The sequence below is a fragment of the Stenotrophomonas sp. STEN240 genome (genome assembly GCF_056756175.1).
On sequence record NZ_JBRRBO010000016.1, the window covers coordinates 1 to 21501 of the forward strand.

General features: G+C 66.2%; 20 protein-coding genes. 11 read left to right on the plus strand and 9 right to left on the minus strand.

The features are described from left to right. Positions 1–381 precede the first annotated feature (381 nt). The 5 genes from hemF to ACVOKO_RS09355 all read right to left on the minus strand — a co-directional run bounded on the left by hemF (position 382) and on the right by ACVOKO_RS09355 (position 6584). Positions 382–1281: an oxygen-dependent coproporphyrinogen oxidase gene (gene hemF / locus ACVOKO_RS09335; protein WP_346498653.1), complete on the minus strand. Its 900-nt coding sequence runs from the start codon at positions 1279–1281 to the stop codon at positions 382–384. Between the two features lie 46 nt (positions 1282–1327). Further along, positions 1328–2884, minus strand: a complete 1557-nt coding sequence (locus tag ACVOKO_RS09340; protein ID WP_346498654.1) for a hypothetical protein — start codon at positions 2882–2884, stop codon at positions 1328–1330. A 16-nt stretch (positions 2885–2900) separates the two neighbouring features. Continuing rightward, the gene (locus ACVOKO_RS09345; protein WP_346498655.1) at positions 2901–3470 is read right to left on the minus strand and encodes a hypothetical protein; all 570 of its coding nucleotides are present in this window, start codon (positions 3468–3470) and stop codon (positions 2901–2903) included. Positions 3471–3510: 40 nt separating this feature from the next. Then, complete coding sequence (locus ACVOKO_RS09350) at positions 3511–3942, minus strand: NUDIX hydrolase (RefSeq protein ID WP_346498656.1); 432 nt, start codon at positions 3940–3942, stop codon at positions 3511–3513. 266 nt (positions 3943–4208) lie between these two features. After that, positions 4209–6584 carry a S9 family peptidase gene (locus tag ACVOKO_RS09355; protein ID WP_346498657.1) on the minus strand — a complete coding sequence of 792 codons (2376 nt, stop codon included), beginning with the start codon at positions 6582–6584 and terminating at the stop codon, positions 4209–4211. Positions 6585–7039: 455 nt separating this feature from the next. Here ACVOKO_RS09355 and ACVOKO_RS09360 point away from each other — a divergent pair, with 455 nt between their 5' ends. The 3 genes from ACVOKO_RS09360 to ACVOKO_RS09370 all read left to right on the plus strand — a co-directional run bounded on the left by ACVOKO_RS09360 (position 7040) and on the right by ACVOKO_RS09370 (position 10922). Then, the gene (locus ACVOKO_RS09360) at positions 7040–8434 is read left to right on the plus strand and encodes a cytochrome ubiquinol oxidase subunit I (RefSeq protein ID WP_346498658.1); all 1395 of its coding nucleotides are present in this window, start codon (positions 7040–7042) and stop codon (positions 8432–8434) included. 1 nt (position 8435) lies between these two features. Continuing rightward, positions 8436–9449, plus strand: a complete 1014-nt coding sequence (gene cydB / locus ACVOKO_RS09365; RefSeq protein WP_346498659.1) for a cytochrome d ubiquinol oxidase subunit II — start codon at positions 8436–8438, stop codon at positions 9447–9449. Between the two features lie 126 nt (positions 9450–9575). Then, on the plus strand, positions 9576–10922 hold the full coding sequence (locus ACVOKO_RS09370) for an AMP-binding protein (RefSeq protein WP_346498660.1): 1347 nt from the start codon (positions 9576–9578) through the stop codon (positions 10920–10922). A gap of 40 nt (positions 10923–10962) precedes the next feature. On the opposite strand, the gene ACVOKO_RS09375 is transcribed toward ACVOKO_RS09370, so the two are convergent. Further along, entirely contained in the window at positions 10963–11973 is a 1011-nt protein-coding gene (locus tag ACVOKO_RS09375) for a chorismate transformation FkbO/Hyg5 family protein (RefSeq protein ID WP_346498661.1), read from the minus strand. 198 nt (positions 11974–12171) lie between these two features. Between ACVOKO_RS09375 and ACVOKO_RS09380 the strand changes: the two genes are divergently transcribed. From ACVOKO_RS09380 to fabG, 8 genes are all read left to right on the plus strand, one after another. Then, positions 12172–12441, plus strand: coding sequence for a phosphopantetheine-binding protein (locus ACVOKO_RS09380; protein WP_346498662.1), 270 nt, complete (start codon positions 12172–12174; stop codon positions 12439–12441). 5 nt (positions 12442–12446) lie between these two features. Beyond that, positions 12447–13169 carry a ketosynthase gene (locus ACVOKO_RS09385; RefSeq protein WP_346498663.1) on the plus strand — a complete coding sequence of 241 codons (723 nt, stop codon included), beginning with the start codon at positions 12447–12449 and terminating at the stop codon, positions 13167–13169. Between the two features lie 51 nt (positions 13170–13220). Beyond that, on the plus strand, positions 13221–13520 hold the full coding sequence (locus ACVOKO_RS09390) for an ApeI family dehydratase (protein ID WP_346498664.1): 300 nt from the start codon (positions 13221–13223) through the stop codon (positions 13518–13520). After that, positions 13517–14491 (plus strand): LpxL/LpxP family acyltransferase, encoded by a 975-nt coding sequence (locus ACVOKO_RS09395; protein ID WP_346498665.1) that lies wholly within the window; start codon positions 13517–13519, stop codon positions 14489–14491. Before ACVOKO_RS09390 ends, ACVOKO_RS09395 begins: the two co-directional genes overlap by 4 nt. Beyond that, positions 14397–15056, plus strand: a complete 660-nt coding sequence (locus tag ACVOKO_RS09400) for a LolA-related protein (protein WP_346498666.1) — start codon at positions 14397–14399, stop codon at positions 15054–15056. Before ACVOKO_RS09395 ends, ACVOKO_RS09400 begins: the two co-directional genes overlap by 95 nt. 65 nt (positions 15057–15121) lie before the next feature. Further along, a complete protein-coding gene (locus ACVOKO_RS09405; protein ID WP_346498727.1) occupies positions 15122–17392 on the plus strand; it encodes an MMPL family transporter in 2271 nt (756 codons plus the stop codon). Then, the gene (locus tag ACVOKO_RS09410; protein ID WP_346498667.1) at positions 17379–17810 is read left to right on the plus strand and encodes a hotdog family protein; all 432 of its coding nucleotides are present in this window, start codon (positions 17379–17381) and stop codon (positions 17808–17810) included. Before ACVOKO_RS09405 ends, ACVOKO_RS09410 begins: the two co-directional genes overlap by 14 nt. Positions 17811–17839: 29 nt before the next feature. Beyond that, a complete protein-coding gene (fabG, locus tag ACVOKO_RS09415) occupies positions 17840–18571 on the plus strand; it encodes a 3-oxoacyl-ACP reductase FabG (protein ID WP_346498728.1) in 732 nt (243 codons plus the stop codon). Positions 18572–18580: 9 nt separating this feature from the next. On the opposite strand, the gene ACVOKO_RS09420 is transcribed toward fabG, so the two are convergent. From ACVOKO_RS09420 to ACVOKO_RS09430, 3 genes are read right to left on the minus strand one after another with little or no spacing between them, the layout of a single operon-like run. Continuing rightward, on the minus strand, positions 18581–19369 hold the full coding sequence (locus ACVOKO_RS09420) for a glycosyltransferase family 2 protein (RefSeq protein ID WP_346498668.1): 789 nt from the start codon (positions 19367–19369) through the stop codon (positions 18581–18583). Then, entirely contained in the window at positions 19362–20156 is a 795-nt protein-coding gene (locus ACVOKO_RS09425) for a beta-ketoacyl synthase chain length factor (RefSeq protein ID WP_346498669.1), read from the minus strand. The genes ACVOKO_RS09420 and ACVOKO_RS09425 overlap by 8 nt, the downstream gene beginning before the upstream one ends. A gap of 5 nt (positions 20157–20161) precedes the next feature. Beyond that, positions 20162–21361 carry a beta-ketoacyl-[acyl-carrier-protein] synthase family protein gene (locus ACVOKO_RS09430; RefSeq protein ID WP_346498729.1) on the minus strand — a complete coding sequence of 400 codons (1200 nt, stop codon included), beginning with the start codon at positions 21359–21361 and terminating at the stop codon, positions 20162–20164. Between the last annotated feature and the right edge of the window lie 140 nt (positions 21362–21501).

Sequence of the window (21501 nt, forward strand, 5' to 3'; positions counted from 1 at the left end):
TGTTGTGCCTCGCATTGCTGGGCTGGGGCGTCGTTGTTGTTGGGCCGTGCAATGCTGGGAAGTGGATTTACCAGTAATCAAAACTTGTTGGAGCGGGTTACGCCGCGAAGCTGGTGGTCTACCCGTTTGCAGGCATCGCTTCTATTTCATTGCTGCCGGCTTCGCGGCTTACGCCGCTCCTACAAGATTGCTTGTAAGGCCCCTGCCGAGCATGGCTTGGCACTACCGGTCGTGGTGCTGCTTGTAAGGCCCTTTGCCGAGCATGGCTCGGCACTACCGGTCGTGGTGCTGCTTGTAGGGCCCTTGCCGAGCATGGCTCGGCACTACCGGTCGTGGTGCTGCTTGTATGGCCCCTGCCGAGCATGGCTCGGCACTACGGAGCTAGGCCAGCCAATCTCTTGGTACCAGGTACTCGGCCAGGCGCGCTTCGTCGCTGCCGTTGTCGGGCTGGTAGCCGTATTCCCAGCGCACGCGGGGTGGCAGGCTCATCAGGATGCTTTCGCTGCGGCCGCCACTCTGCAGGCCGAACAGGGTGCCACGGTCGTAGACCAGGTTGAACTCGACGTAGCGGCCACGGCGGTAGAGCTGGAACTCGCGCTCGCGCTCGCCATGCGGGGTGTCCTTGCGGCGTTCGACGATGGGCAGGTAGGCATCCAGGAAGCCATCGCCAACGGCCTGCATATAAGCGAAGTCGGTTTCAAAATCACCGTGCAGGTCATCAAAGAACAGCCCGCCAACGCCGCGTGTTTCGTTGCGGTGCTTGATGAAGAAGTAGTCATCGCACCAGCGCTTGTGCGCGGCATAGCGATCGGCGCCGTAAGGCGCGCACAGATCGCGGGCAACCGTATGCCAATGCTGCACGTCTTCGTCGAACGGATAGAACGGGGTCAGGTCGAAGCCGCCACCGAACCAGGCTGCCACGGTCTTGCCATCCAGTTCGGCCTGGAAATAGCGCACGTTGGCGTGGGTGGTGGGCAGGTAGGGGTTGTTGGGGTGGAACACCAGCGACACGCCACAGGCGCGCCAGGACGCTCCTGCGAGCTCCGGGCGGTTGGCCGAGGCCGAGGGTGGCAGGCGGGTGCCGGCGACGTCGGAGAAGCCGATACCGGCCTGCTCGAACACCGCGCCATCGCGCAGGATGCGGGTGCGGCCACCGCCGCCTTCGGCGCGCTGCCAGCGGTCTTCGTTGAAACGGGCCTGGCCGTCGGCCTGCTCGATGGCGGCGCAGATGCGGTCCTGCAGGCCGGTCAGATAGTCGCGTACGCGGTCGAATTCGTTCATGTGCGTACTGTAGCGCAGGCCGCCGTGGTGGCCTGCGCTCAAGGCCTTACTTGCGCAGCGATTTGCCCTTGCTGGGCGTCGCCGGTGCTTCAGCCTCTTCTTCGTTGTCGAGGTCTTCGGCGGCACGCATCAGCTGTGCGCCCAAACCGGCCATTGCCCAGTTGGTGGTCTCGTAGACATCGCAGGCCACATGCGTGCCCTTGCCATCGCGCTTGCAGATGGACAGCAGCTTGCCGGGGATGTCTTCGTCACCGGTGTTCTCGTAGACAGTGCGCAGGTTCTCGCAGCCCACGCGGACGCCAGCCTGGCACAGCTTCTGGTAGGACGGCGCTGCGGCCTGCCAGTCGCCGGCCAGCGAATGGCGGTGGCCGACGGCGTTGCAGCCCTGCAGCTTGCCGCTGTCACAGCAGGCCTGCGGGTCATTGCCCAGCGGGCAGTCCTGCGGCAGCGGCAGTTCGACGAATACCTTCGGCGCGCTGCACTGGGTGCTGCCGCCGGTACGCTGATAGACGGCGTAGCGGTTCCAGCTATCGATGCCGAGCAGGCCGCCGTTGCGCAGCGGCTTGAACACGAAATCGCCGCCCTTGTCGTGGCGGATGTGGATGCGGCCGTCCTGCAGGCGCGCGCGCAGCTCGCTGCCCATGCTGACGCTGACCAGGCCGTTGTCGCCGAAGCCAAGCTCGTCCATCAGGCCGGTGCTGGCCTTGTAGTCGCCGCAGGGCAGGCTGCTGGCGGGGCCGGCAGCGAGGTCGGCGGCGCTCAGCGCGGCCAGGCTCTGTGCGCGTTTGCAGGTCATCTCATCCGCGCCGGCCTTGCAGGCCAGCTGCAGCGCATCGCGTGCAGGCAGGTAGCGCTCGGCGTCCCATTGCGCGTCGGCGACCTTGCCGCAGAAGCCTGCGTCCGGGTGGCTGCGGCACAGCTGCTGCAGTTCATCCAGACGAGCGGGGGGCAGGACCACCGTGTCGCTGCTCAGCGCGCCGGCCAGCGCCTTGGCCATGGCGATGCCCAGCATTTCCTTGGCCGCTGCCAGACAGGCAGTCTCGTTGTACTGCGGGTTGCCTTCCTTGCAGACAGCAGGCTCTTCCAGGTCCGGATCGGGTTCGGCCGCCTGTTGTGCGGCCTGGGCTTCATCGCGGTAGCTGGACAGCAGGCGTTCGCAGGCGAAGGGCAGGTCTTCCTGGCACCACTGGCTCAGCTGCTGCGGCGTCGCAGAACTGGCGTTGTCGATGCAGCTGTCGATATCGGCACGGCAGCTGTTCGCGGCGGGCGTGGGCGCAGTTTTGCAGCTGCTGCTTGAATCAAGCACATAGTCGCCGAGGCTGCCGGTGATGCGCTTGCCGTCACGGCTGAGGCTGTACTCGGTGCTGAAGCCATTGGAGACGTCGGCGGCATGCAGGGTACTGCCCTGCTGGCGGATCACGTACTGGGTGGGGGCCAGGCCTTCATAGCGCATCGAGGCCTGGCTGCTGCTCTCAATCACGAAGCGGGCCGAGCCCTCTTCGGCGGTATAGCTGCCGCAGCTCAAGGTGGCGGCGGCGGCCGGCAGCGCACTCAGCGCGAGCAAGCCGCTGGCGAAGGCGGATAGATAACGTGGGACGGACATGCAAACTCCGGGGTACTCAACGAAACAGGGCGCGAACGTCGGGGCGACGCAGCTTGATCACCAACCATCCATGCAACCCGGCCACGGCCAGGGCGGCAGCGGTGCCGGTGATCAGCGAGGTCCACAGGCCGACGCGCAGTTGCACGCGCATCTCCAGACCTTGTGGCGAATTGAGGAAGTCGGCAGGCACCATCGCCTGCATGCCTTCAAACATGCCGTGTATCAGCGGCAGGAAGGCGAAGTTGGCCACGGCCAACAGCACCAGGAAGACGATGAAGCCGATGCGGCCCCATTCGCGGTGTTTGAGCAAGGCCCACGACACTGCCAGAAACGCGAACGACAGCAGCAGACCGAGCACGCTCAGCGAGAGTGCGTGTTCACCGAGCCAAAGCATGCCTGGCGTTACCGGCAGGCCTTCGTTCTGCATTGCGCCGAGGATGTCCAGGCGGCCTACCAATGCCACCACCAGCACTTGCAGCAGGCTCCAGACAATGGCCAGCACCGACATCACCAGTGACAGTTTGGCGGTGACGGCAATGAAAGAGGCCGCTGCGGAAGGAGGAGGCGGGAGCTGGGGTGGAGTCACGGTGGCTCGCTACGGATGTGGTGGTGGACTATTGCGGGATTCAGTCGGCTTTCGCAGCGGGGAACAGCACTGCGCGCGCTGCAGGCAGGACATGCAATGCACTCAGCGGCGCCAGCTTCACGCCGTGCGGTGGCTGCAGCGGGATCCATGCCAGCTCGGCGATCTCTGCCTGCACCTGCGGGATGCCGGCAATGTTCACCAGAAAGGATTCGCCCTGCACACGGCGGCCGGGTTCATTGACGGCGGCGTCTTCGAAAGTGCCGAGGGCCTGTGCATTGTCGGTGTCGACGTGCACACCGAGTTCTTCGTGCAGCTCACGCGCCAGGGTCTGCAATGCCTCCTCGCCGGGTTCGCGTTTGCCACCGGGCTGGATGAAGGTGTTCGAGCCGTGTTTGCGCACGACCAGCACGCGCTGCTGTGGGTCGAGGATGACGGCGGTGACGATGCGGATGGGGATTTCGATGTTGGACATGTGCTTCCAGCGGGTGGGGCTCCGTGCGGGGAATGGTACTGGAGGCTTGGGGTGTGGTGGGTGCTGCGGGAGCAAGATCAAGATCAAGATCAAGAGCACCCCTCCCCAGCCCTCCCCTGCGCGTTGCGCAAGGGAGGGTGGCAAAGCCGCCCCCTCCCTTTGGCGTAGCCAAGGGGAGGGTTGGGGAGGGGTGCTCTCTTCGCAGTACACAAAAAGCATCCACACCCACAAACAACAAGGGCGCCTCGCGGCGCCCTTGTTGATGCTTACTTCAGTTCCTGCTCGAACAGCTTGAGGATGCGCTTGTACTGGTCCAGCCAGGAGTCGGCACGCGTATAGCTGTGACGTTCCAGCGGATAGGGCGCGATCGACCAGTTGTCCTTGTGCAGCTCGATCAACTTCTGCGTCATGTTGACCGAGTCCTGGAAGAACACGTTGTCATCCATCATGCCGTGCGCGATCAGCAGGTTGTCCTGCAGGCCTTCGGCATACTCGATCGGCGAGGAGATGCGGTAAGCCTCCGGGTCGATGTCCGGGGTGTTGAGGATGTTGCTGGTGTAGGCATGGTTGTACTGATGCCAGTCGCCCACCGGGCGCAACGCGGCGCCGGCCTTGAACGTGCCCGGCGAACGGAACAGCGCCATGTAGGTCATGAAGCCGCCGTAGGAGCCGCCGTAGATACCGGCATGGGCGCGGTCACCCTGCTTGGTCTCGACCAACCAATCCAGGCCGTCCAGGTAGTCTTCCAGCTCCGGGTGGCCCATGTTGCGGTAGATGGCGGTGCGCCAGTTGCGACCATAGCCTTCGCTGCCGCGGTAATCCATGTCCAGCACGATGTAACCCTTCTGCACCAGCAGGTTGTGGAACATCTGCTCGCGGAAGTAGTTGGAATAACGCGCATGCACGTTCTGCAGGTAGCCGGCGCCGTGCACGAACATGGCGATCGGGTACTGCTTGCCCGCTTCAAGCTTTTCCGGGCCGTAGTACTTGGCCCAGACGTGGCCGGCGCCGTGCTTGGACGGGACCTGCACCATCTGCGGCTGCACCCACTCACGTGCCTTGAATTCGGCGCTGCGGGTGTCAGTGAGCTTGCGCGCTTCGCCGCCGCTGACCGGCAGCACGGCAGCCTGGGCGGGCAGATACGGTGCGGAGTAACGCACCAGCAGCTGCTGGCCGTCCGGCGACAGGCTGAAGTCTTCCACACCGTCGAGTGCGGTGACTTCGCGCACGGCACCGCCATTGGCGTTGACGTTGCAGACTTCGTAATCGCCCGGCCACTTCTGGTTGCAGACGAAGTAGAAGCTGTTGCCGTCGGCGCTGACTACCGGCGCCGAGGTTTCCCAGTTGCCCGAGGTGATGGCCTTGGGCTTGCTGCCGCCACTCTGCGTGTACAGGTGCGAGTAGCCGGATTCTTCGGACAGCAGCCACAGGGTGCGGCCATCGGGCATCCAGCCGTAGTCGTTGTAGTTCCAGTTGATCCAGGCGCCATCGGTGAGGCGATGGCGGGACTCCAACCTGGTGTTGCTGACACTGGCAGTGGCGATCCAGCGGTCCTTGTTGTCAATTGCGCGGAGCAGGATGGCCACTTGGCTACCGTCGTTGCTCCAGCGGATTGATTCATAGCCACCACCCCAGCCATCAATGCCGATACGCACAGGGCGATTGCCCTTCAGCGCGTCCTTGCCGGCCTTGCGCCGCAATTCGGCCAGGGGATCGGTGGCGATTCCGGGCAGAGCGTCCAACGACATCGGCTGCACCTTGCCGGTGCTTGCATCAACCAGCCACAACGATTGCGGAACGGGATCGTTGCGGCCAACGCGGGTGCGGGTGTCTTCGGCGTCTTCGTAGCCGGACTCGGTAACGTACAGCGGCATTTTGCCGCCCCTACCTTCTTCATAGCTTTTCGGCGAGGTGATTACGATCAGATGGCGCGCGTCAGGAGAGAGCACGCTGGTCACGATCTCGACGTCGGCACCGAGGAAGATCGGCGCCGATGCACGGGTCGGATCGGCTTGGCGCCAACGCTCGCCCTGCTCGCGCAGTTCTTCGCGCTGGGCGCGGTCGCTGCGCAGGGTGGACAGGGTGCGCATCTGCTGGTCGCGCAGCACGTCAGCCTTGGGTGCATCGGCCGGATTCTTGTCGGCCTTGAGCTGGGCGACCTGGCTGGTGATGCTGGTGCGCGGGTTCCAATGGAACCAGTTGTTGCCCACTGCCCAGATTACGCCGCCATCGTTGGCGAAGTTGACGCCGCTGGCGCGTTCATTGCTGCGGGTCAGCTGGGTCAGGTTGCCGTTGCGCAGGTCGCGCACGAAGACGTCGCCATTGCGGACGAAGGCCATGCGCTGGCGGCTGCTGTCATAGACGCGATCAGCCGCGTCGAGGGTGCCGCGCTGATCATCGGCAACCTGCTGGGCGACACCGCCGGCCAGCGGCAGGCGGAAGCTGTCGCGCACCGCGCTGCCCTGGCGCTTGAGCGTGTATTCGACCTGCTGGCCGTTCCACGACCACCAGGCGGACTCCACCGGCGGCCCGATCCAGTCCGGGTCGGCCATCGCCTGTTCGATGGTGATCGGCGTGGGCGCGGCATGGGCGTTGCCGAAAGCGGTCAACAACAGCAGGGACAGGGGCAGCAGCTTGGGCATCATTCGGCACCGTGTAGAGAACCGGGCAAGGGTAGCAGCAGGCCCGCGCTGCGGGCTGGGCCACAGGTCATGGGCACAGGGTTCGGCGGCTGAGCTGCCGGAATCGGCAATGTTTGCGGTCCCGTACGAATTGCGCGGACGGCGGCTCTGCCCCCTCCCTTGCGCCATAGGCGCAGGGGAGGGTTGGGGAGGGGTGCTTTTGGGCTTTTGCTGTTCTGGCATTGAAATGTTGCCGTAGAGCCAAAGGCAAAAGCGCACCCCTCCCCAACCCTCCCCCTGGCTGCGCCAAAGGGAGGGAGCAAAGCTCACCCCTCCCCAACCCTCCCCTTGGCTGCGCCAAAGGGAGGGGGCTACAGCTGCTGCGACTTTTTGACGCACTGCGACATCAGGTCACATCCGTTCTTAACCAATACAGGACCAGAATCGCCCCAATTAATGAGAACGGAGACGCGCCCGTGGAAGCGCTGCTGTTGTCGCGGATCCAATTCGGGTTCGTCGTGAGTTTTCATGTGCTGTTCCCTGCCTTCACCATCGGCACGGCCAGCTGGTTGGCCTTCGTCGAATGGCGTTGGCTGCGCACCCGCAATCCGGTCTGGCGCGAGCTGTTCTTCTTCTGGCAGAAGATCTTCGCGGTGTCCTTCGGCATGGGCGTGGTCAGCGGCATCGTGATGGCCTTCCAGTTCGGTACCAACTGGCCGCGCCTGAGCGAAGTGGCCGGCACGGTAATCGGGCCCTTGCTGACCTACGAGGTGTTGACCGCGTTCTTCCTGGAAGCCAGCTTCCTGGGTGTGATGTTGTTTGGCTGGGAAAAGGTCTCGCCGCGTCTGCACTTCTTTTCCACCTGCATGGTGGCGTTGGGAACGTTGTTCTCCACCTTCTGGATCCTGTCGTCCAACAGCTGGCTGCACACGCCGGCCGGCTACACGCTGGTCGATGGCATCGTGCATCCGCAGGACTGGTGGCAGGTGGTGTTCAACCCCTCGTTCCCGTACCGGTTGGCGCATATGGCGCTGGGTTCGTTCATCACCACCTGCTTTGTCATCGGTGGTGTTGGCGCCTGGTATCTGCGTCGCGGCGTGCATGTGGAAGCCGGTCGCAAGATGCTGGTGGCAGCCGTGGCTTTCGCCGCGTTGACGGTGCCGGTGCAGATATTCGTTGGCGACATGCACGGCTTGAACACGCTCGAACATCAGCCGATGAAGATCGCCGCGATGGAAGCGCACTGGCATGAGACCAAGCCGGGCGAAGGTGTGCCGCTGGTGGTGTTCGCGGTGCCCAACGAAAAGGAAGAACGCAACGATTACGAGATCGCCATCCCCAAGCTGGGCAGCGTGATCCTGACCCACAGCCTGGACGGCACGTTTGCGCCGCTGACCTCCGTGCCGGCCAGCGAACGGCCGCCGGTGGTGCCGGTGTTCTATGCATTCCGCATCATGGTCGGGCTGGGCTCGTTGATGCTGGTGCTGGCGTGGATATCGGCGTTCCAGCTGTGGCGGGGGCGTCTGTTGCAGTCGAAGTGGCTGCTGCGTGGCTGGAACTGGATGTTGCCCAGCGGCTTCATCGCGCTGGTTGCCGGCTGGTTCGTCACCGAGATGGGCCGGCAACCGTGGGTGGTCTATGGCTTGCTGCGCACTGCAGATGCGGTGGGCACGCAGAGCGTGTGGATGACCGTGTTGTCGTTGAGCGTGTACGTGATCGGTTACCTGTTCGTGTTTGGCTGGGGCATCTGGTACCTGGTCAAGATCATGCGCAGCGGGCCGGCGCCACATGAGCAACCGCCGCGCGACGACGGCATGCATACCCCGGCGCGGCCGCTGTCCGGCGTCAACGAACCGCTGGAGGAGCGCTGACATGGAAATGACAACCTGGCTGCCGGTGGCATGGTTCGCGGTGATTGGTTTCGGCGTGCTGATGTATGTGGTGCTGGACGGTTTCGTGCTTGGCATCGGCATCCTGGCGCCGTTTGCCGAGGATGAGCAGCAGCTCGATGTGATGATGAATACCGCCGCGCCGATCTGGGACGGCAACGAAACCTGGCTGGTGCTGGGCGGCGCAGGGCTGATGACGGCCTTCCCCAAGGCTTACGCGGTGCTGCTGTCGGGTCTGTATCTGCCGGTGCTGCTGCTGGTGATGGCGCTGGTGTTCCGCGGCGTGGCCTTCGAGTTCCGTTTCAAGGCGCATCGTTCGCGGGCGATCTGGAGCGTGGCCTTCGCCTTGGGCTCGCTGCTGGCCGCGTTCGCGCAAGGTGTGATCTTGGGCGCGCTGGTGCAGGGCCTGCCGATGCAGGACGGGCATTACAGCGGTGGCGCGTTTGGCTGGTTCAGCCCGTTCTCGATGCTGACCGGGGTGGCGGTGGTGACCGGCTATGCGCTGCTCGGCAGCACCTGGCTGATCCTCAAGACCGAGGGCCGCGAGCAGGCCCTGGCACGCTCGTTGACCCGGCCGCTGATGGTGGCGGTGATCGTGTTCATGGGCCTGGTCAGCACCTGGCTGCCGTTCCTGCAGTCGCGGGTGATGGAGCGCTGGTTCAGCGACGGCAACTTCTGGTGGCTGTCGCCGGTGCCGCTGCTGACCCTGGCGGTGGCGGTGGCGCTGTGGCGAAGCGCCATGCATCCGCGCCGCGACCTGCCGCCCTTCCTGCTCACCCTGGCCTTGTTCGTGCTGGGCTTCATCGGCCTGGTGCTGGGCATGTGGCCTTACCTGCTGCCGCCCACCCTGACCCTGTGGCAGGCGGCCGCGCCGGTCTCCTCGCTGGCCTTCAGCCTGGTCGGGCTGGCGCTGCTGCTGCCGGTGATCCTTGGCTATACGGTGTGGTCCTACCGGGTTTTCCGCGGCAAGGTGACTGCTGATACCGGCTATCACTGATCCTGCCCCTGCTTAACCACAATGCCCGTTCCGGCTTGCCAGCCGGGCCGGGCAGCGCCAAGCTGGCCGCCCTGTCGTGGCTGCAGCCGCGACGGACACTCCTTCGAACGAGGTCGTCGCAGTCGCATGTCGGTTGTTTCTGAGCAGTTGCCCTCCACCACGCGCCATCCGCTGGCCCGGGGTCCGTTGCACCGGTTGTTGGCCAGTGGCGGCGGCCAGTCGGTCGATCTGCAGACGTTCTTTGAACATGTGCGGGGCTTGGCGGCCGTGCTGCCATCCGGTCAACACGCGGTCAATCTATGCGACGACCGCTATCGTTTTCTGGTGGCGTTCTGCGCCGTGGCGTTGCGCGGGCAGGTGAACCTGCTGCCGTCTTCACGCGCCCATGCGGTGGTGGCCGATGTGCAGCAGCGTTACCCGCAGACCTATTGCCTGGGCGACGATGCGCAGCAGCCGTTGCCGCCGGGCGGGTTCCTGTTGCCGGCGGTATTGCCGCGCCTGGCCGGCGAAACGCCGACGCTGGGCGAGGATCAGCTGGTGGCGATCGGTTTCACCTCGGGCAGTACCGGCACGCCCTGCGCCAACAGCAAAACCTGGGGCTCGTTCCTGGCCAGCACCGCGCAGAACCTGCAGGCCCTGCGCAGCCTGTGGGGCGACGCGCAGCCGGCGCTGGTGGCGACGGTGCCTTCGCAGCATATGTACGGCATGGAGATGGCGGTGCTGATGCCCTTGCTGGCACCGGCCACCTTGCAGGCCGGGCGGCCGTTCTTTCCGCAGGATGTGGCGCTGGCATTGGCTGAAGTGAGCGCGCCACGGGTGCTGATCACCACCCCGGTGCATCTCAAGGCGCTGGTTGAATCCGGCGTGCAGCTGCCGCCACTGGCCGGCATCGTCACCGCCACCGCGCCGTTGGCGCAGGAACTGGCCGCAGCCGCCGAGCAGGCCTTCGCCACCGAGGTGCGGGAGATGTTCGGCTCCACCGAAACCTGCATCTTCGCCCGTCGCCGCACCGCCCTGGAGACGGCCTGGACGCTGCTGCCCGGCGTGCGGCTGGAGCCGCAGCCGGACGGCACGCGGGTGCATGCAGCCCACCTGGCCGCGCCGGTGGTGCTGGCCGATCTGGTGGAACTGTTGCCCGATGAACGCTTCGTGCTGCGTGGCCGCCGCGCCGATCTGCTGGAAATCGCCGGCAAGCGCGCCTCGCTGGGTGACCTGACGCGCAAGCTGCAGGCCGTGCCGGGCGTGGTCGACGCGGTGGTGGTGCAGCTGGCGCCCGAACCCGGCCATGCGGTCGGGCGTATCGCCGCGCTGGTGGTGGCGCCGGACCGCGAAGAGGCGGAAATACTGCGCGATCTGCGCGAGCTGATGGACCCGGTGTTCCTGCCGCGGCCGCTGCGCAAGGTGGCGGTATTGCCGCGCAACGATACCGGCAAGCTGCCGCGCGATGCGGTGCTGGCGCTGCTGCGCCACTGAACCATCGGAGTTGCCGGCGCGCTTGTCGCCGGCGGCCTGCTCAGGCGTCGTGGACGCCGTCGATCTCAACTCGCAGATCGCGCCGGCACACTGCGGCGTGCAACACGATGTAGGGCACCTGCGGCGGCAGAAGCTCGGCCAGCATGGTGCGCACGCTGGCCACTTCGGCCGCGTCGCGCACGTACACCTTGAGCCGGCTGCCGGTGCCGAAATGCGCAGGCAGGCCGGGCCGCTGCGCACGTGCCGCACCGATCAGGGCATCGAAATTGGCAAAGGTTTCCTGCAGCTGGCGCTGCGTGCAGTCGCCATGCAGGGTGGCGTGGCCGACCACGCTGGCGGTGCCCGACAACAGCAGCGGCAGGCGGCTGCCGGTGGCGGCCAGCATGGCCCGGGCAAAACTGGGTGACTGCCGGCCGTACTGGCGCGGATAGCGGTAGGCGCTGACCTGGCGCGGGTTTTCCAGCGGCGTGCCGGCGCTGCGCGCGGCCAGCCAATACACCTGCAGCACGCGCACGCCATCGAGCCGGCCGATCGCGGTGGCTGCCGGCAGGGTGCCGGTGTCGATGTCGCCGATGCCGCGCGCACGGCCGACACAGAATTCGCGGTAGCGCTCGTTGTCGCCTTCACCCTCGGTGATGGCGTCCAGGTAGTTCCAGATGCGCAGCAGGTGCGGGTAAGCGTGTGCCGGCAAGGTCTGCAGCAACTGCGCGTAGGCGTGCTCGGCGGCGCCAATGATGCCGCCATGCGCGTTTTCCTCGACCTGCAGCGCGCCGAACATCAACACGCCATCGCTGGCCCAGGCCACGCCGTTGGCATCGCGGCCACAACTGACGGGCTTGTCGCTGCGCCAGACTTCCAGCTGCGCCACGCCATCGGCCTGCAGGCCTACCTGCAGGTAACGCGGGTCATCGCTGGGCGGCGCTGCGTTGCCGGCGTGGAAACCGAAGATGGCCAGCACCTGCGGGTCAGCCAGCAAGGCCGGCAACAGGGCCGGGTCGGCATAGTCGATCTGCAGCGAGGCGGCAGCCGCCGGCGAGGTCTGGGCGTTCATCTCAGTCCCCCGTGACATTGGCAGGCAAGCAGGCGGAGCACGGCTGGCTGAGGTAGCTGGAATGGAACGGGAACGTCATTGCACGGCGTATCGGGCATCGCAGAGACGGCAATGATACCCCGCGTGCCCAAGCTGTAATGCTTGCGCAACAGTCGGCGATGCCGGATCGTTGCGGCTCTATTTGCCGTAGGTATGGAAATGTCGCAACAGAATGAAGCCGAGCGCGAGCTGGCCGGCTTGCTGGTCGAAAGCCTGAACCTGGAAGACGTGGACCCGGCCCAGATCGATCCGGAAGCCGCATTGTTCAATGACGGCCTGGGCCTGGATTCGATCGATGCGCTGGAGCTGGCCCTGGCCATCAGCAAGCGCTATGGCTTCCAGCTGCGCTCGGACAACGAGGACAACCGCCGCATCTTCGGCTCGCTGCGCGCCCTGTCGGCGCACGTCCAAGCCAACAAGACGATTTGAACGCGGTGAGCGCTGACCGCCCTGAACCCGGCCAAGGGCCGGTGGCGTTGGCGCTGCGGGTGCTGCTGCTGCTGGCCTACCCGGTGCTGTCGCACGTGGCCAGCCTGCGCAACGAGGGCCTGTGGGCGGCCGCGGCCTTGGCCGGGCTGGTGCTGTTGTGCCTGCTCGAGCCGCTGGCGCGGCTGCGGCCGTGGGCCTGGGCCGTATTGCTGGCATCGTGTGCGCTGTTGTGGTGGCTGGGCGGCTCGGTATGGGCGTGGATGCTGCTGCTGGCGCCGCCGGTGGTGTTCCCGCTGCTGGTGGCCTGGGGTTTCGCGCGTTCGCTGCTGCCGGGGCAGATTCCCTTGATCACCCGCATCGTGCGCGCGCTGTATGCGCGTGCCGGCATGCCGGTGACGGTGCCGCTGGAGCGCTACACCCGGCGTCTGAGCGGTGCCTGGGCGGTGGTGTTGCTGGTGTTGGCACTGATCAACCTGGTGCTGGCGATGAGTGCCGTGCCCGACGGCCTGCTGGCTGCCTTCGGCATCCAGCCGTGGTGGCCGGTGACCCATGAGCAATGGTCGTGGTGCGCCAACATCGCCGATTGGGGGCTGATTGGCGGTTTTTTCGCGCTGGAATATGCGGTGCGCTCGCAGTTGTTTCCGCAGCGCCCGTACCGCAATGCCTGGGATTTCATGCGCCAGATGGGCCAACTGGGCCCGGCATTCTGGCGCGACCTGCTGCGCTGAACGCCAAGGCTGCCGGTATCCTGTCGTCAAAAATAGCGGGTACAGCACGCCATGCGCTTCAGCATTCCTTCCGATCACCCCTGTTTGCCCGGGCACTTCCCGGGCCGGCCATTGGTGCCCGGCGTGGTGTTGCTGGAGCAGGTATTGCTGGCGGTCGCCGCCGATAGCGGGCACGCCATTGGCGCCCTGCGCCTGCCGCAGGTGAAATTCATGGCGCCGCTGCTGCCCGATGAGGAGGCCAGGGTGGAACTGGAGGGGCAGTCGCCACGCTGGAAATTCCGCGTCCTGCGTGAGGACCGGTTGCTGGTGCGCGGCGAACTGGTGCTGGCCGGGGCCGGCCTGCGGGCATGAACGAGACTGACTGGAAGCACCGTCCCGAAGGCGGCGGACGCGCTGCGATCCGTCTGATCGGCGGCATCGCCCGCCATGGCGGCCGCGGTATCGCCCGTGCCTGCCTGTATCCGATCACCCTGTATTTCTACTGCGTGCGCGGAGCCGAGCGGCGTGCCTCGCGCGACTACCTGCAGCGCCTGCGTGGTCACCGCGCAGGCGCCTGGCAGGTCGCCCGCCACATCCATACCTTCGCCGCCACCATTCTTGACCGGGTATTCCTGCTGGCCGGCCGTACCGCCCTGTTCGATATCCGCAGCAGCGGTACCGAGCCGTTGCTGCAGCTGCTGGACGAAGGCCGTGGCGTGCTGGTGTTCGGCTCCCATCTGGGCAGCTTTGATGCCCTGCGGGTGCTGGCCAGGATGCGCCCGGACCTGAAGCTGCGGGTGCTGATGGACCGCGCGCACAACGCGGCCATCACCGAGCTGCTGGCCGAACTCGACCCCAAGCTCGCGGACTGCATCATCGATGCCGGGCAGGATGGCACCGCGATCGTGCTGGCCATCCAGCAGGCGCTGCAGGATGGCGCGATGGTGGCCTTGCTGGTGGACCGCGCGCGGCCGGGCGAGCCCAGCATCGCCGCGCCGCTGCTGGGCAGCGATGCCGCGTTCCCCGCCGCGCCGTGGTTGATTGCCAGTGCGCTGAAGGCCCCGGTGATGCTGGCGTTCGGCCTGTATCGCGGCGGCAACCGCTATGACCTGCGCTTCGAATCGTTTGCCGAGGTCGTGGATGTCCCACGCCCGCGTCGCAATGAGCTGTTGTCCGCGCTTATCCACCGTTATGCCGGCAGGCTGGAGCATCACCTGCGGCAAGCTCCCTACAACTGGTTCAACTTCTATGATTTCTGGCATTCCAACGACCCTGCAACATCGGCTCGCCTGCCTGCTGACCGGCCTGCTGCTCAGCAGCCCGGCCCTGGCCAGCGGCATTGATGCGGCCTGGATCCTGCGTCAGCTGGCGCAACCGGCACCAAGCCAGACCAACTTCCTCGAACTGCGTGGCTCGGCGCTGCTGAAGGAGCCGCTGCGGGTCGAAGGCCAATACCGCCGCCCCGATGCCGACACCCTGGTGCGCGAGGTGCGCGCGCCGTATGCCGAAACCACCACCATTGCCAGTGGCCAGGTCAGCATTGCCCGTGCCGGCAAGCCGCCGCGTGTGTTCGCACTGCAGCGGGTGCCCGAACTTGCCGATCTGCAGGCCAGCTTTGGCGCCATGCTGGCCGGTGACCTGGCCGCGCTTGAACAGAACTATCGGCTGCAGGCCTCGGGCAGCGCGCAACACTGGCAGCTGCAACTCACACCCAAGGCCGATGCCTTGGCGCGGCGCGTGCGTGCGGTGACCCTGCATGGGCAGAACGCGGAACTGCGCTGCATTGAAACCCAGCCGGCCAAGGGCGATGTGCAACGCACCCTGTTGGGCGGCGCGGCCACGGCTGCGGCCAACGTGACGCAAGCGGCGGCATTGAACGGCCTGTGCGCTGCCGGTGCTTCGCGTTGAAGCTGACCTCCACCGGGCGCATCGGCCTGGCCATTGTCTGGTTGCTGCTGCTCGGCGTGCTGGGCATGTGGATCAGCAGCCGCATCCAGGTCAGTGGTGACCTGCGCAAGTTCATGCCCGATGCGCGCACGCCTGCACAGAAGCTGCTGCTGGACGAGCTGGGTGAAGGCCCGGGCGCGCGGCTGCTGCTGGTGGCGCTGTCTGGTGCCGCGCCCGAGCAGCTGGCACAGCAATCGCGCGCGCTGCGTGAGGCGCTGGCCAGCGACGCCCAGTTCGAGCTGGTCGCCAATGGCGAACAGGCCGGGCTGGAGGCGTTTCCCGAGCAGCTGCTGCCTTATCGCTACCTGATCGAAGCATTGCCGGCGGATGCGTTTTCCAGCGCCAACCTGGGCGAGGAACTGCAGGCGCGCCTGCAGGACCTGGGCTCACCTGCCGGCGGCCTGATCGAGCCGCTGCTGCCATCCGATCCCACCCTGCAGGTGCTGCGCGTTGCCGAAGCGCTGCAGCCGGCCAACGCGCCGCAGCGTATCGACGATGTGTGGTTCGACCGCGCCGGCAAGCAGGCATTGCTGCTGGTGCAGACCCATGCCGCCGGTTTTGATCCCGGCGCGCAGCAGTTGGCGGTGGACACCATCAACGGCAGTTTCGCCGCCATTGCCGCCGGCAGTGGCAGCCGCATCGAGCTGAGCGGGCCGGGCGCGTTCTCGGTGAAGATCGGCAACCGCACCGCCAGCGAAGCCGGCATGATCGGCACGCTGGACACCATCGGCATGATCCTGCTGCTGTGGTTTGCCTACCGCAGCTGGAAGATGCCGATTCTCGGTTTCCTGCCGCTGGCCAGCGCTGGCCTTGCCGGCCTGTGCGCGGTGGCGCTGGGCTTTGATGGCGTGCACGGCATCACCATCGCCTTCGGCTTCACCCTGATCGGCGTGGTGCAGGATTACCCCATCCATTTCTTCAGCCACCAGCGGCCGGGCCGCTCGGCATGGGACAACGTGCGCGCGCTGTGGCCCACGCTGGGCACCGGCGTGATCGCCACCTGCATCGCCTATCTCACGTTTCTGTTTTCCGGCGTCGATGGCTTGAAGCAGCTCTCGGTGTTCACCATCACCGCGCTGGCCACGGCCGCATTGGCCACCCGTTATCTGCTGCCGGCGCTGATCGATCCGGCCACGCGCGATTTCGCCGACTCCGCACGGTTGGCGCGTCTGTGGCAGCACACCCAACGGCTGCCACGGCCGCGCTGGTCATTGGCCTTGCTCGCCGGTTTGGCGTTGGCGGTGATGGCTTTGGCTCCCGGTGCGTTCTGGCAGAACGATCTGGGCCGGCTGACGCCGGTGGATCCGCAGGACTTGGCGCGTGATGCGCAGCTGCGCAGTGAGCTGGGTGCGCCGGACGTGCGTTACCTGATCACCGTGCGCGGCGACGACACGCAGTCCGCGCTTGCCGCCAGCGAGCAGTTGCGGCCTGCGCTGGATGCGCTGGTCGCCAATGGCGAGCTAGAGCGTTACGACATGGCAGCGCGCTACCTGCCCAGCGCCGCCACCCAGCGCCAACGCCAACAGCGGTTGCCCGACGAGGCCACATTGCGTGCGGCATTGGCCAGCGCGGTGGCAGGCACACCCTTCATCGATGATGCTTTCGCTCCGTTCGTCGCCGACGTTATGCGCGCGCGCACCGCGCCACCACTGCAGCCCGCCGATCTGCACGGCACGCCGCTGGCCACAGCGGTCGAGGGCCTGCTGGTGCAGGGCGAGGGCCATGCCATCGCATTGGTATCGCTCAGCGGCCTGCACGACGTGGCCGCCGTCGCCAGCACCGCACGCCTGCATGGCGCGCAGCTGCTGGACATGAAGCAGGCCTCCGAATCGCTGGTGGCCGACTACCGCAGCCGTGTGCTGCTGGCGCTGGCCGTTGCCGTGCTGTTGCTGGCACTGACCGTGGGCATCGCACTGCGCTCGCCACGACGGGTGTTGCGGGTGCTGCTGCCGATGTTGCTGACCACCTTGCTGGTGCTGGCGGTACTGCGCGGACTGGGTGTGGAATTGAACCTGTTCCATCTGATCGGGCTGATCCTGGCTGCCGGGCTTGGCCTGGATTACGGGTTGTTCTTCGAGCATGCCGGTGACAGCCATGCCGACCAGCTGCGCACCCTGCACGGCCTGCTGGTGTGCAGCGTGATGACCCTGCTGGTGTTCAGCCTGCTTGGTCTTTCGTCGATCCCGGTGCTGCGCGCGATCGGCAGCACGGTGGCGCTGGGCGTGGTCTGCAACTTCATATTGGCCTTGTTGATATCGCGGCATCCGCTGCAGGAGGGTGGCAATGCTGGGGCGTGATGAAATCCTGCAACTGGTTCCACACCAGGGCGGCATGTGCCTGTGGGACGAGGTAGTGGACTGGTCGCCGCAGGAGATCGCGCTGCGTGCTTTCAATCACCGCGATGTCCTGCATCCGCTGCGGCGTGGCGATCAACTGGCAGCTATCCATTTGTGCGAATACGGCGCGCAGGCGATGGCCGTGCACGGTGGCCTGCGCGGCCGCGAACAAGGCGGCGCGGTGAAACCGGGGGTGCTGGTGGCGCTGCGTGATGTGCAGCTGCATGTGGCGCGTATCGATGATCTGGCCGGTGCGCTGGAGGCCAGCGCGCAGGTGCTGGCGGAAGCCGAAGGCAGCCAGCAATATGCATTCCGCATCCATCACCAGGGGCAGCTGCTGGCAGAAGGGCGCGCTGCGGTGATGTTGCAGTTGCCGTGACAATAAATGAGATACAGCGGAGCAATCGCATCATGAGCAAGCAACGACGTGCGCTGGTAACCGGCGGCAGTGGCGACCTTGGCGGAGCGATCTGCCAGAAGCTGGCTGCGGACGGCGCGCATGTGATCGTGCACGCCAACACAAACCTGGCGCGTGCCGAGGCGGTGGTGGCGCAGATCCTTGCCGATGGCGGCAGCGCGCAGGCGGTGGCGTTCGATGTCGCCGATTGCGCGGCAGTCAGTGCTGCACTGGAAGTGCTACTGGTCGATGGCCCGATCCAGATCGTGGTCAACAACGCCGGCATCCACGATGACGCGCCGATGGCCGGCATGGACGCGCAGCGCTGGCAGCGGGTGATCGATGTCAGTCTCAACGGCTTTTTCCACGTCACCCAGCCGCTGCTGCTGCCGATGGCGCGCACCCGCTGGGGGCGCATCGTCAGCGTCTCGTCGGTGGCGGCGGTGCTGGGCAATCGCGGCCAGACCAACTACGCCGCTGCCAAGGCAGGCCTGCACGGCGCCAGCAAGTCACTGGCGCGGGAAATGGCCAGCCGCGGCATCAGCGTCAATGTGGTCGCACCCGGGGTGATCGAAGGACAGATGGCGGCCGATGCATTTCCGCCGGAGCTGATCAAGCAGACCGTGCCGGCCGCACGCGCCGGCAAACCGGAGGAAGTGGCGGCACTGGTGGCCTTCCTGTGCAGCGATGCGGCCGGCTACATCAACGGCCAGGTGATCGGCATCAACGGCGGCATGGGCTGAGGGCTGGCCTCAGTTGCCGACGTCGGTGCTGTCGATGACCGGCGGGTGCTTGCGGATGGTGCGGTAGACGCGCCAGATGTGGCCATGCCGCAGTGCCAACAGCACGATGTGGCTGGTGATGCAGTACAGGTCCTGCAGCGGTTTGAAGTGGCTGGGACGGAACTGCTCGTCGCTGTCGGCGCAGCGGTAACGCGATTCGATCGGCACCGACACGCAGCGCGTGCCCAGCTGCCGCGCCGCTGCGATCACCACCTGTGCCTCGAACACGAAACCCTCGGCCGAGATGTCGCGCAGGGCGATAACCTCGGCCGGGTAAAAACGCTGTCCGCTCTGGCTGTCGGCCACCTGGTAGTGCGTGCCCCAGGCGATGCCCCAATCACCGAATTCGTTGGCCAGGCGCCGGTACAGCGGCTGCGAGGCGCGCTTGCGCAGGCGCGCACCAATGATGATGCAGCCGGGGTGGCGATTGGCGCTGGCAAGCAGGCGCGGCAGGTCTGCGGCAACGTGCTGGCCATCGCCATCCAGGGTCAGGACACCTTGCAGGCCACGGCGGCTGGCTTCGGCAAAGCCGGTGCGCAGCGCGTGGCCCTTGCCCATGCGCTGCGGGTGCCGCATCACGCTGACCGGCAGGTCGGCAATGCAGTCGGCAGTGCGGTCGGTGGAGCCGTCATCGATGACGATCACGTGCGGGAAATAGCGCAGCGCGTCTTCGACCACCTGGCGGATGCGCAGTTCTTCGTTCAATGCCGGAATGACGACGGCGACGTTGTCTGCTGAAAGCGGGCGCGGCTCACTCATGGCGGATGCCGATTTCCAGCCACTGCTCAGCGCCGGCGCGAAGCCACAGGCTTTCCTGGTCCATCGCCAAAGCCTCCAGCAAGGGCAGCGCCGGGTGCATCGCATTGTTGCCGAACAACTGCAGCAGCGGCCCTTCCTCACTGCGCTGCACAGGCGCTGCAGGCATCTGCGTATGCAGGGTGAGCTGCAATGCAGGCAGCCCTGCACAGGCCTCGCGTGAGAGCACAAACGCCGCGCCGAGCAGGCCGGTGCTGGGCGATACCTCGGCCGCCGGTCCGCTGGCGTTGCCGTCATAGGCCACCAACAGCACCGCTTCCTCGCCGGCATGCAGCTGCACCATCGCTTCCAGCAGGCCCTGCGCAAAACTGCAGTTGCCGGCGCTGATGGCGGTGGCCGCCACATGCGCACCGGCGCCGATGGTCCAGTAACCGGCTGCAGCGTTGTGTACAGAATTGTGGAATTTGGTGGGCGAGATGGCGCGCGGATCCTCCGCCAGCGTGGCGCACATGTAATCGGTGATGGTCAGCTCGCCATGGGTGGAGGTGAACACCGCAGGCAGCCCGGCCGGTGCCCGATCGGCCGCTTCACAGGCCGCCAGTGCAGCCTCCAATGCCACCGCCACGGTGCCGGGCGCGCGGCGCCGCTCATTGGCCGCCAGCAGCTGCGGCGAAGGCCGCGCTGGCGGGTCGAGCGGGCGTTCGCCCTTGCGCATCCAGGCGCAGGCGCTGTCCCAGTCGGGCAGCCCACTGCCCCAGAAACCGATACCTTCCACGCTTGCTTGCAGCATCTGCTTCATCCTGCCCTGCCGAACACCAGCGAGCAGTTGTTGCCGCCGAAGCCGAAGGAATTGTTCATTGCGTAGTTGATCTGCGCCTGGGCGTTTTCAAAGCGGATCTGCGGGCCGCAGGCGGCATCGGCAATCTCGCTGTTGAGCGTGCCCGGCAACAGACCGTCATCCAGTGCCAGCAGGGCGAACACCGACTCGACGATGCCAGCCGCGCCCAGCGTGTGGCCGGTCCAGCCTTTGGTCGAGCTTGCATGCAGGGTGGCCGGGAACAGTGCCGCCACTGCCGCCGCTTCGATGCTGTCGTTGGCCGGCGTCGAGGTGCCGTGCAGGTTCAGGTAACCCACCGCGTCGGCATCGATGCCGGCGCGCTGCAGCGCGGCCTGCATGGCCAGGCGTGCACCCAGCCCTTGCGGGTGCGGGGCCGACATATGGTGGGCGTCGCTGGATTCGCCATAGCCGGACAGCTGCAGCGGGGTGGGCGGGCCGGCGTCGGCGCGTTCCAGTACCGCATAACCGCCGGCTTCACCCAGCGACAGGCCAACCCGGCGCGCGTCGAAGGGCTGGCACGGTGTTGGCGCCACCAGCTGCAAGGCGTTGAAACCGAACAGCACGCTGCCGCACAAGGTGTCCACACCGCCGACCAGGGCCGCGTCCGCCAGGCCGGCATTGATCAGGCGCGCGGCCTGGGCAAAGACCTTGGCGCTGGATGAGCAGGCGGTGGCGACGGTCACGCAGGGGCCGCCCAGGCCGGTTGCGGCCTGCACGAAATCGCCCAGCGAATGCGGAGTATGAATGCGGGGGCGGTTCAGTGCCTGCGGAAAATGCTGGCTGCCATCAGCTGCCGTTTCCAGCTGGCTGTAGGCCTGTTCAGTGGCACCAATACTGGACGTGGAGGTGCCCATGACCACCGCCACGCGGCCTGCACCATGGCGCAGGCGGACTTGCTGCAGCGCGGCCAGCACGCCGTCCTGCTGCAAGGCGTGCCATGCCAGGATGTTGTTTCTGCAGGAAAATTCTGCAAGATCCGGCGGCAGCGCCTGATCTTCCAGTGCGTCCACCCGGCCAATCCAGCAGGTCAGCGGCGCATCGCCGAAATCATTCGGGCGCAGCCCGCTGCGCTTTTCACGCAGGGCTTGCCGTTGCGCATCCAAGCCCGCCCCCAACGCCGTGGTGGCGGTGTAGGCAAGGATGTTCAGCGGCGCCAGAAGCGGCGGTGAGGCAGACGTCACGTGATCTTCCATGGGTTCGACGGGGCGCGAGTATATCGGCAGGGCGCGGCCAGGCCATCCGGCGGGCGGCCCGTACAGCCGCGTCTCGACAAAATCTTGATGTAAATGAATGTATA

Excerpts from the sequence above, each read along its gene's own strand:
- hemF (WP_346498653.1), bottom strand. The coding sequence starts at position 1,281 with ATGAACGAATTCGACCGCGTACGCGACTATCTGACCGGCCTGCAGGAC.
- ACVOKO_RS09340 (WP_346498654.1), bottom strand. The coding sequence starts at position 2,884 with ATGTCCGTCCCACGTTATCTATCCGCCTTCGCCAGCGGCTTGCTCGCG.
- ACVOKO_RS09350 (WP_346498656.1), bottom strand. The coding sequence starts at position 3,942 with ATGTCCAACATCGAAATCCCCATCCGCATCGTCACCGCCGTCATCCTC.
- ACVOKO_RS09355 (WP_346498657.1), bottom strand. The coding sequence starts at position 6,584 with ATGCCCAAGCTGCTGCCCCTGTCCCTGCTGTTGTTGACCGCTTTCGGC.
- cydB (WP_346498659.1), top strand. The coding sequence starts at position 8,436 with ATGGAAATGACAACCTGGCTGCCGGTGGCATGGTTCGCGGTGATTGGT.
- ACVOKO_RS09370 (WP_346498660.1), top strand. The coding sequence starts at position 9,576 with ATGTCGGTTGTTTCTGAGCAGTTGCCCTCCACCACGCGCCATCCGCTG.
- ACVOKO_RS09375 (WP_346498661.1), bottom strand. The coding sequence starts at position 11,973 with ATGAACGCCCAGACCTCGCCGGCGGCTGCCGCCTCGCTGCAGATCGAC.
- ACVOKO_RS09380 (WP_346498662.1), top strand. The coding sequence starts at position 12,172 with ATGTCGCAACAGAATGAAGCCGAGCGCGAGCTGGCCGGCTTGCTGGTC.
- ACVOKO_RS09390 (WP_346498664.1), top strand. The coding sequence starts at position 13,221 with ATGCGCTTCAGCATTCCTTCCGATCACCCCTGTTTGCCCGGGCACTTC.
- ACVOKO_RS09395 (WP_346498665.1), top strand. The coding sequence starts at position 13,517 with ATGAACGAGACTGACTGGAAGCACCGTCCCGAAGGCGGCGGACGCGCT.
- ACVOKO_RS09400 (WP_346498666.1), top strand. The coding sequence starts at position 14,397 with ATGATTTCTGGCATTCCAACGACCCTGCAACATCGGCTCGCCTGCCTG.
- ACVOKO_RS09405 (WP_346498727.1), top strand. The coding sequence starts at position 15,122 with ATGTGGATCAGCAGCCGCATCCAGGTCAGTGGTGACCTGCGCAAGTTC.
- ACVOKO_RS09410 (WP_346498667.1), top strand. The coding sequence starts at position 17,379 with ATGCTGGGGCGTGATGAAATCCTGCAACTGGTTCCACACCAGGGCGGC.
- ACVOKO_RS09420 (WP_346498668.1), bottom strand. The coding sequence starts at position 19,369 with ATGAGTGAGCCGCGCCCGCTTTCAGCAGACAACGTCGCCGTCGTCATT.
- ACVOKO_RS09425 (WP_346498669.1), bottom strand. The coding sequence starts at position 20,156 with ATGCTGCAAGCAAGCGTGGAAGGTATCGGTTTCTGGGGCAGTGGGCTG.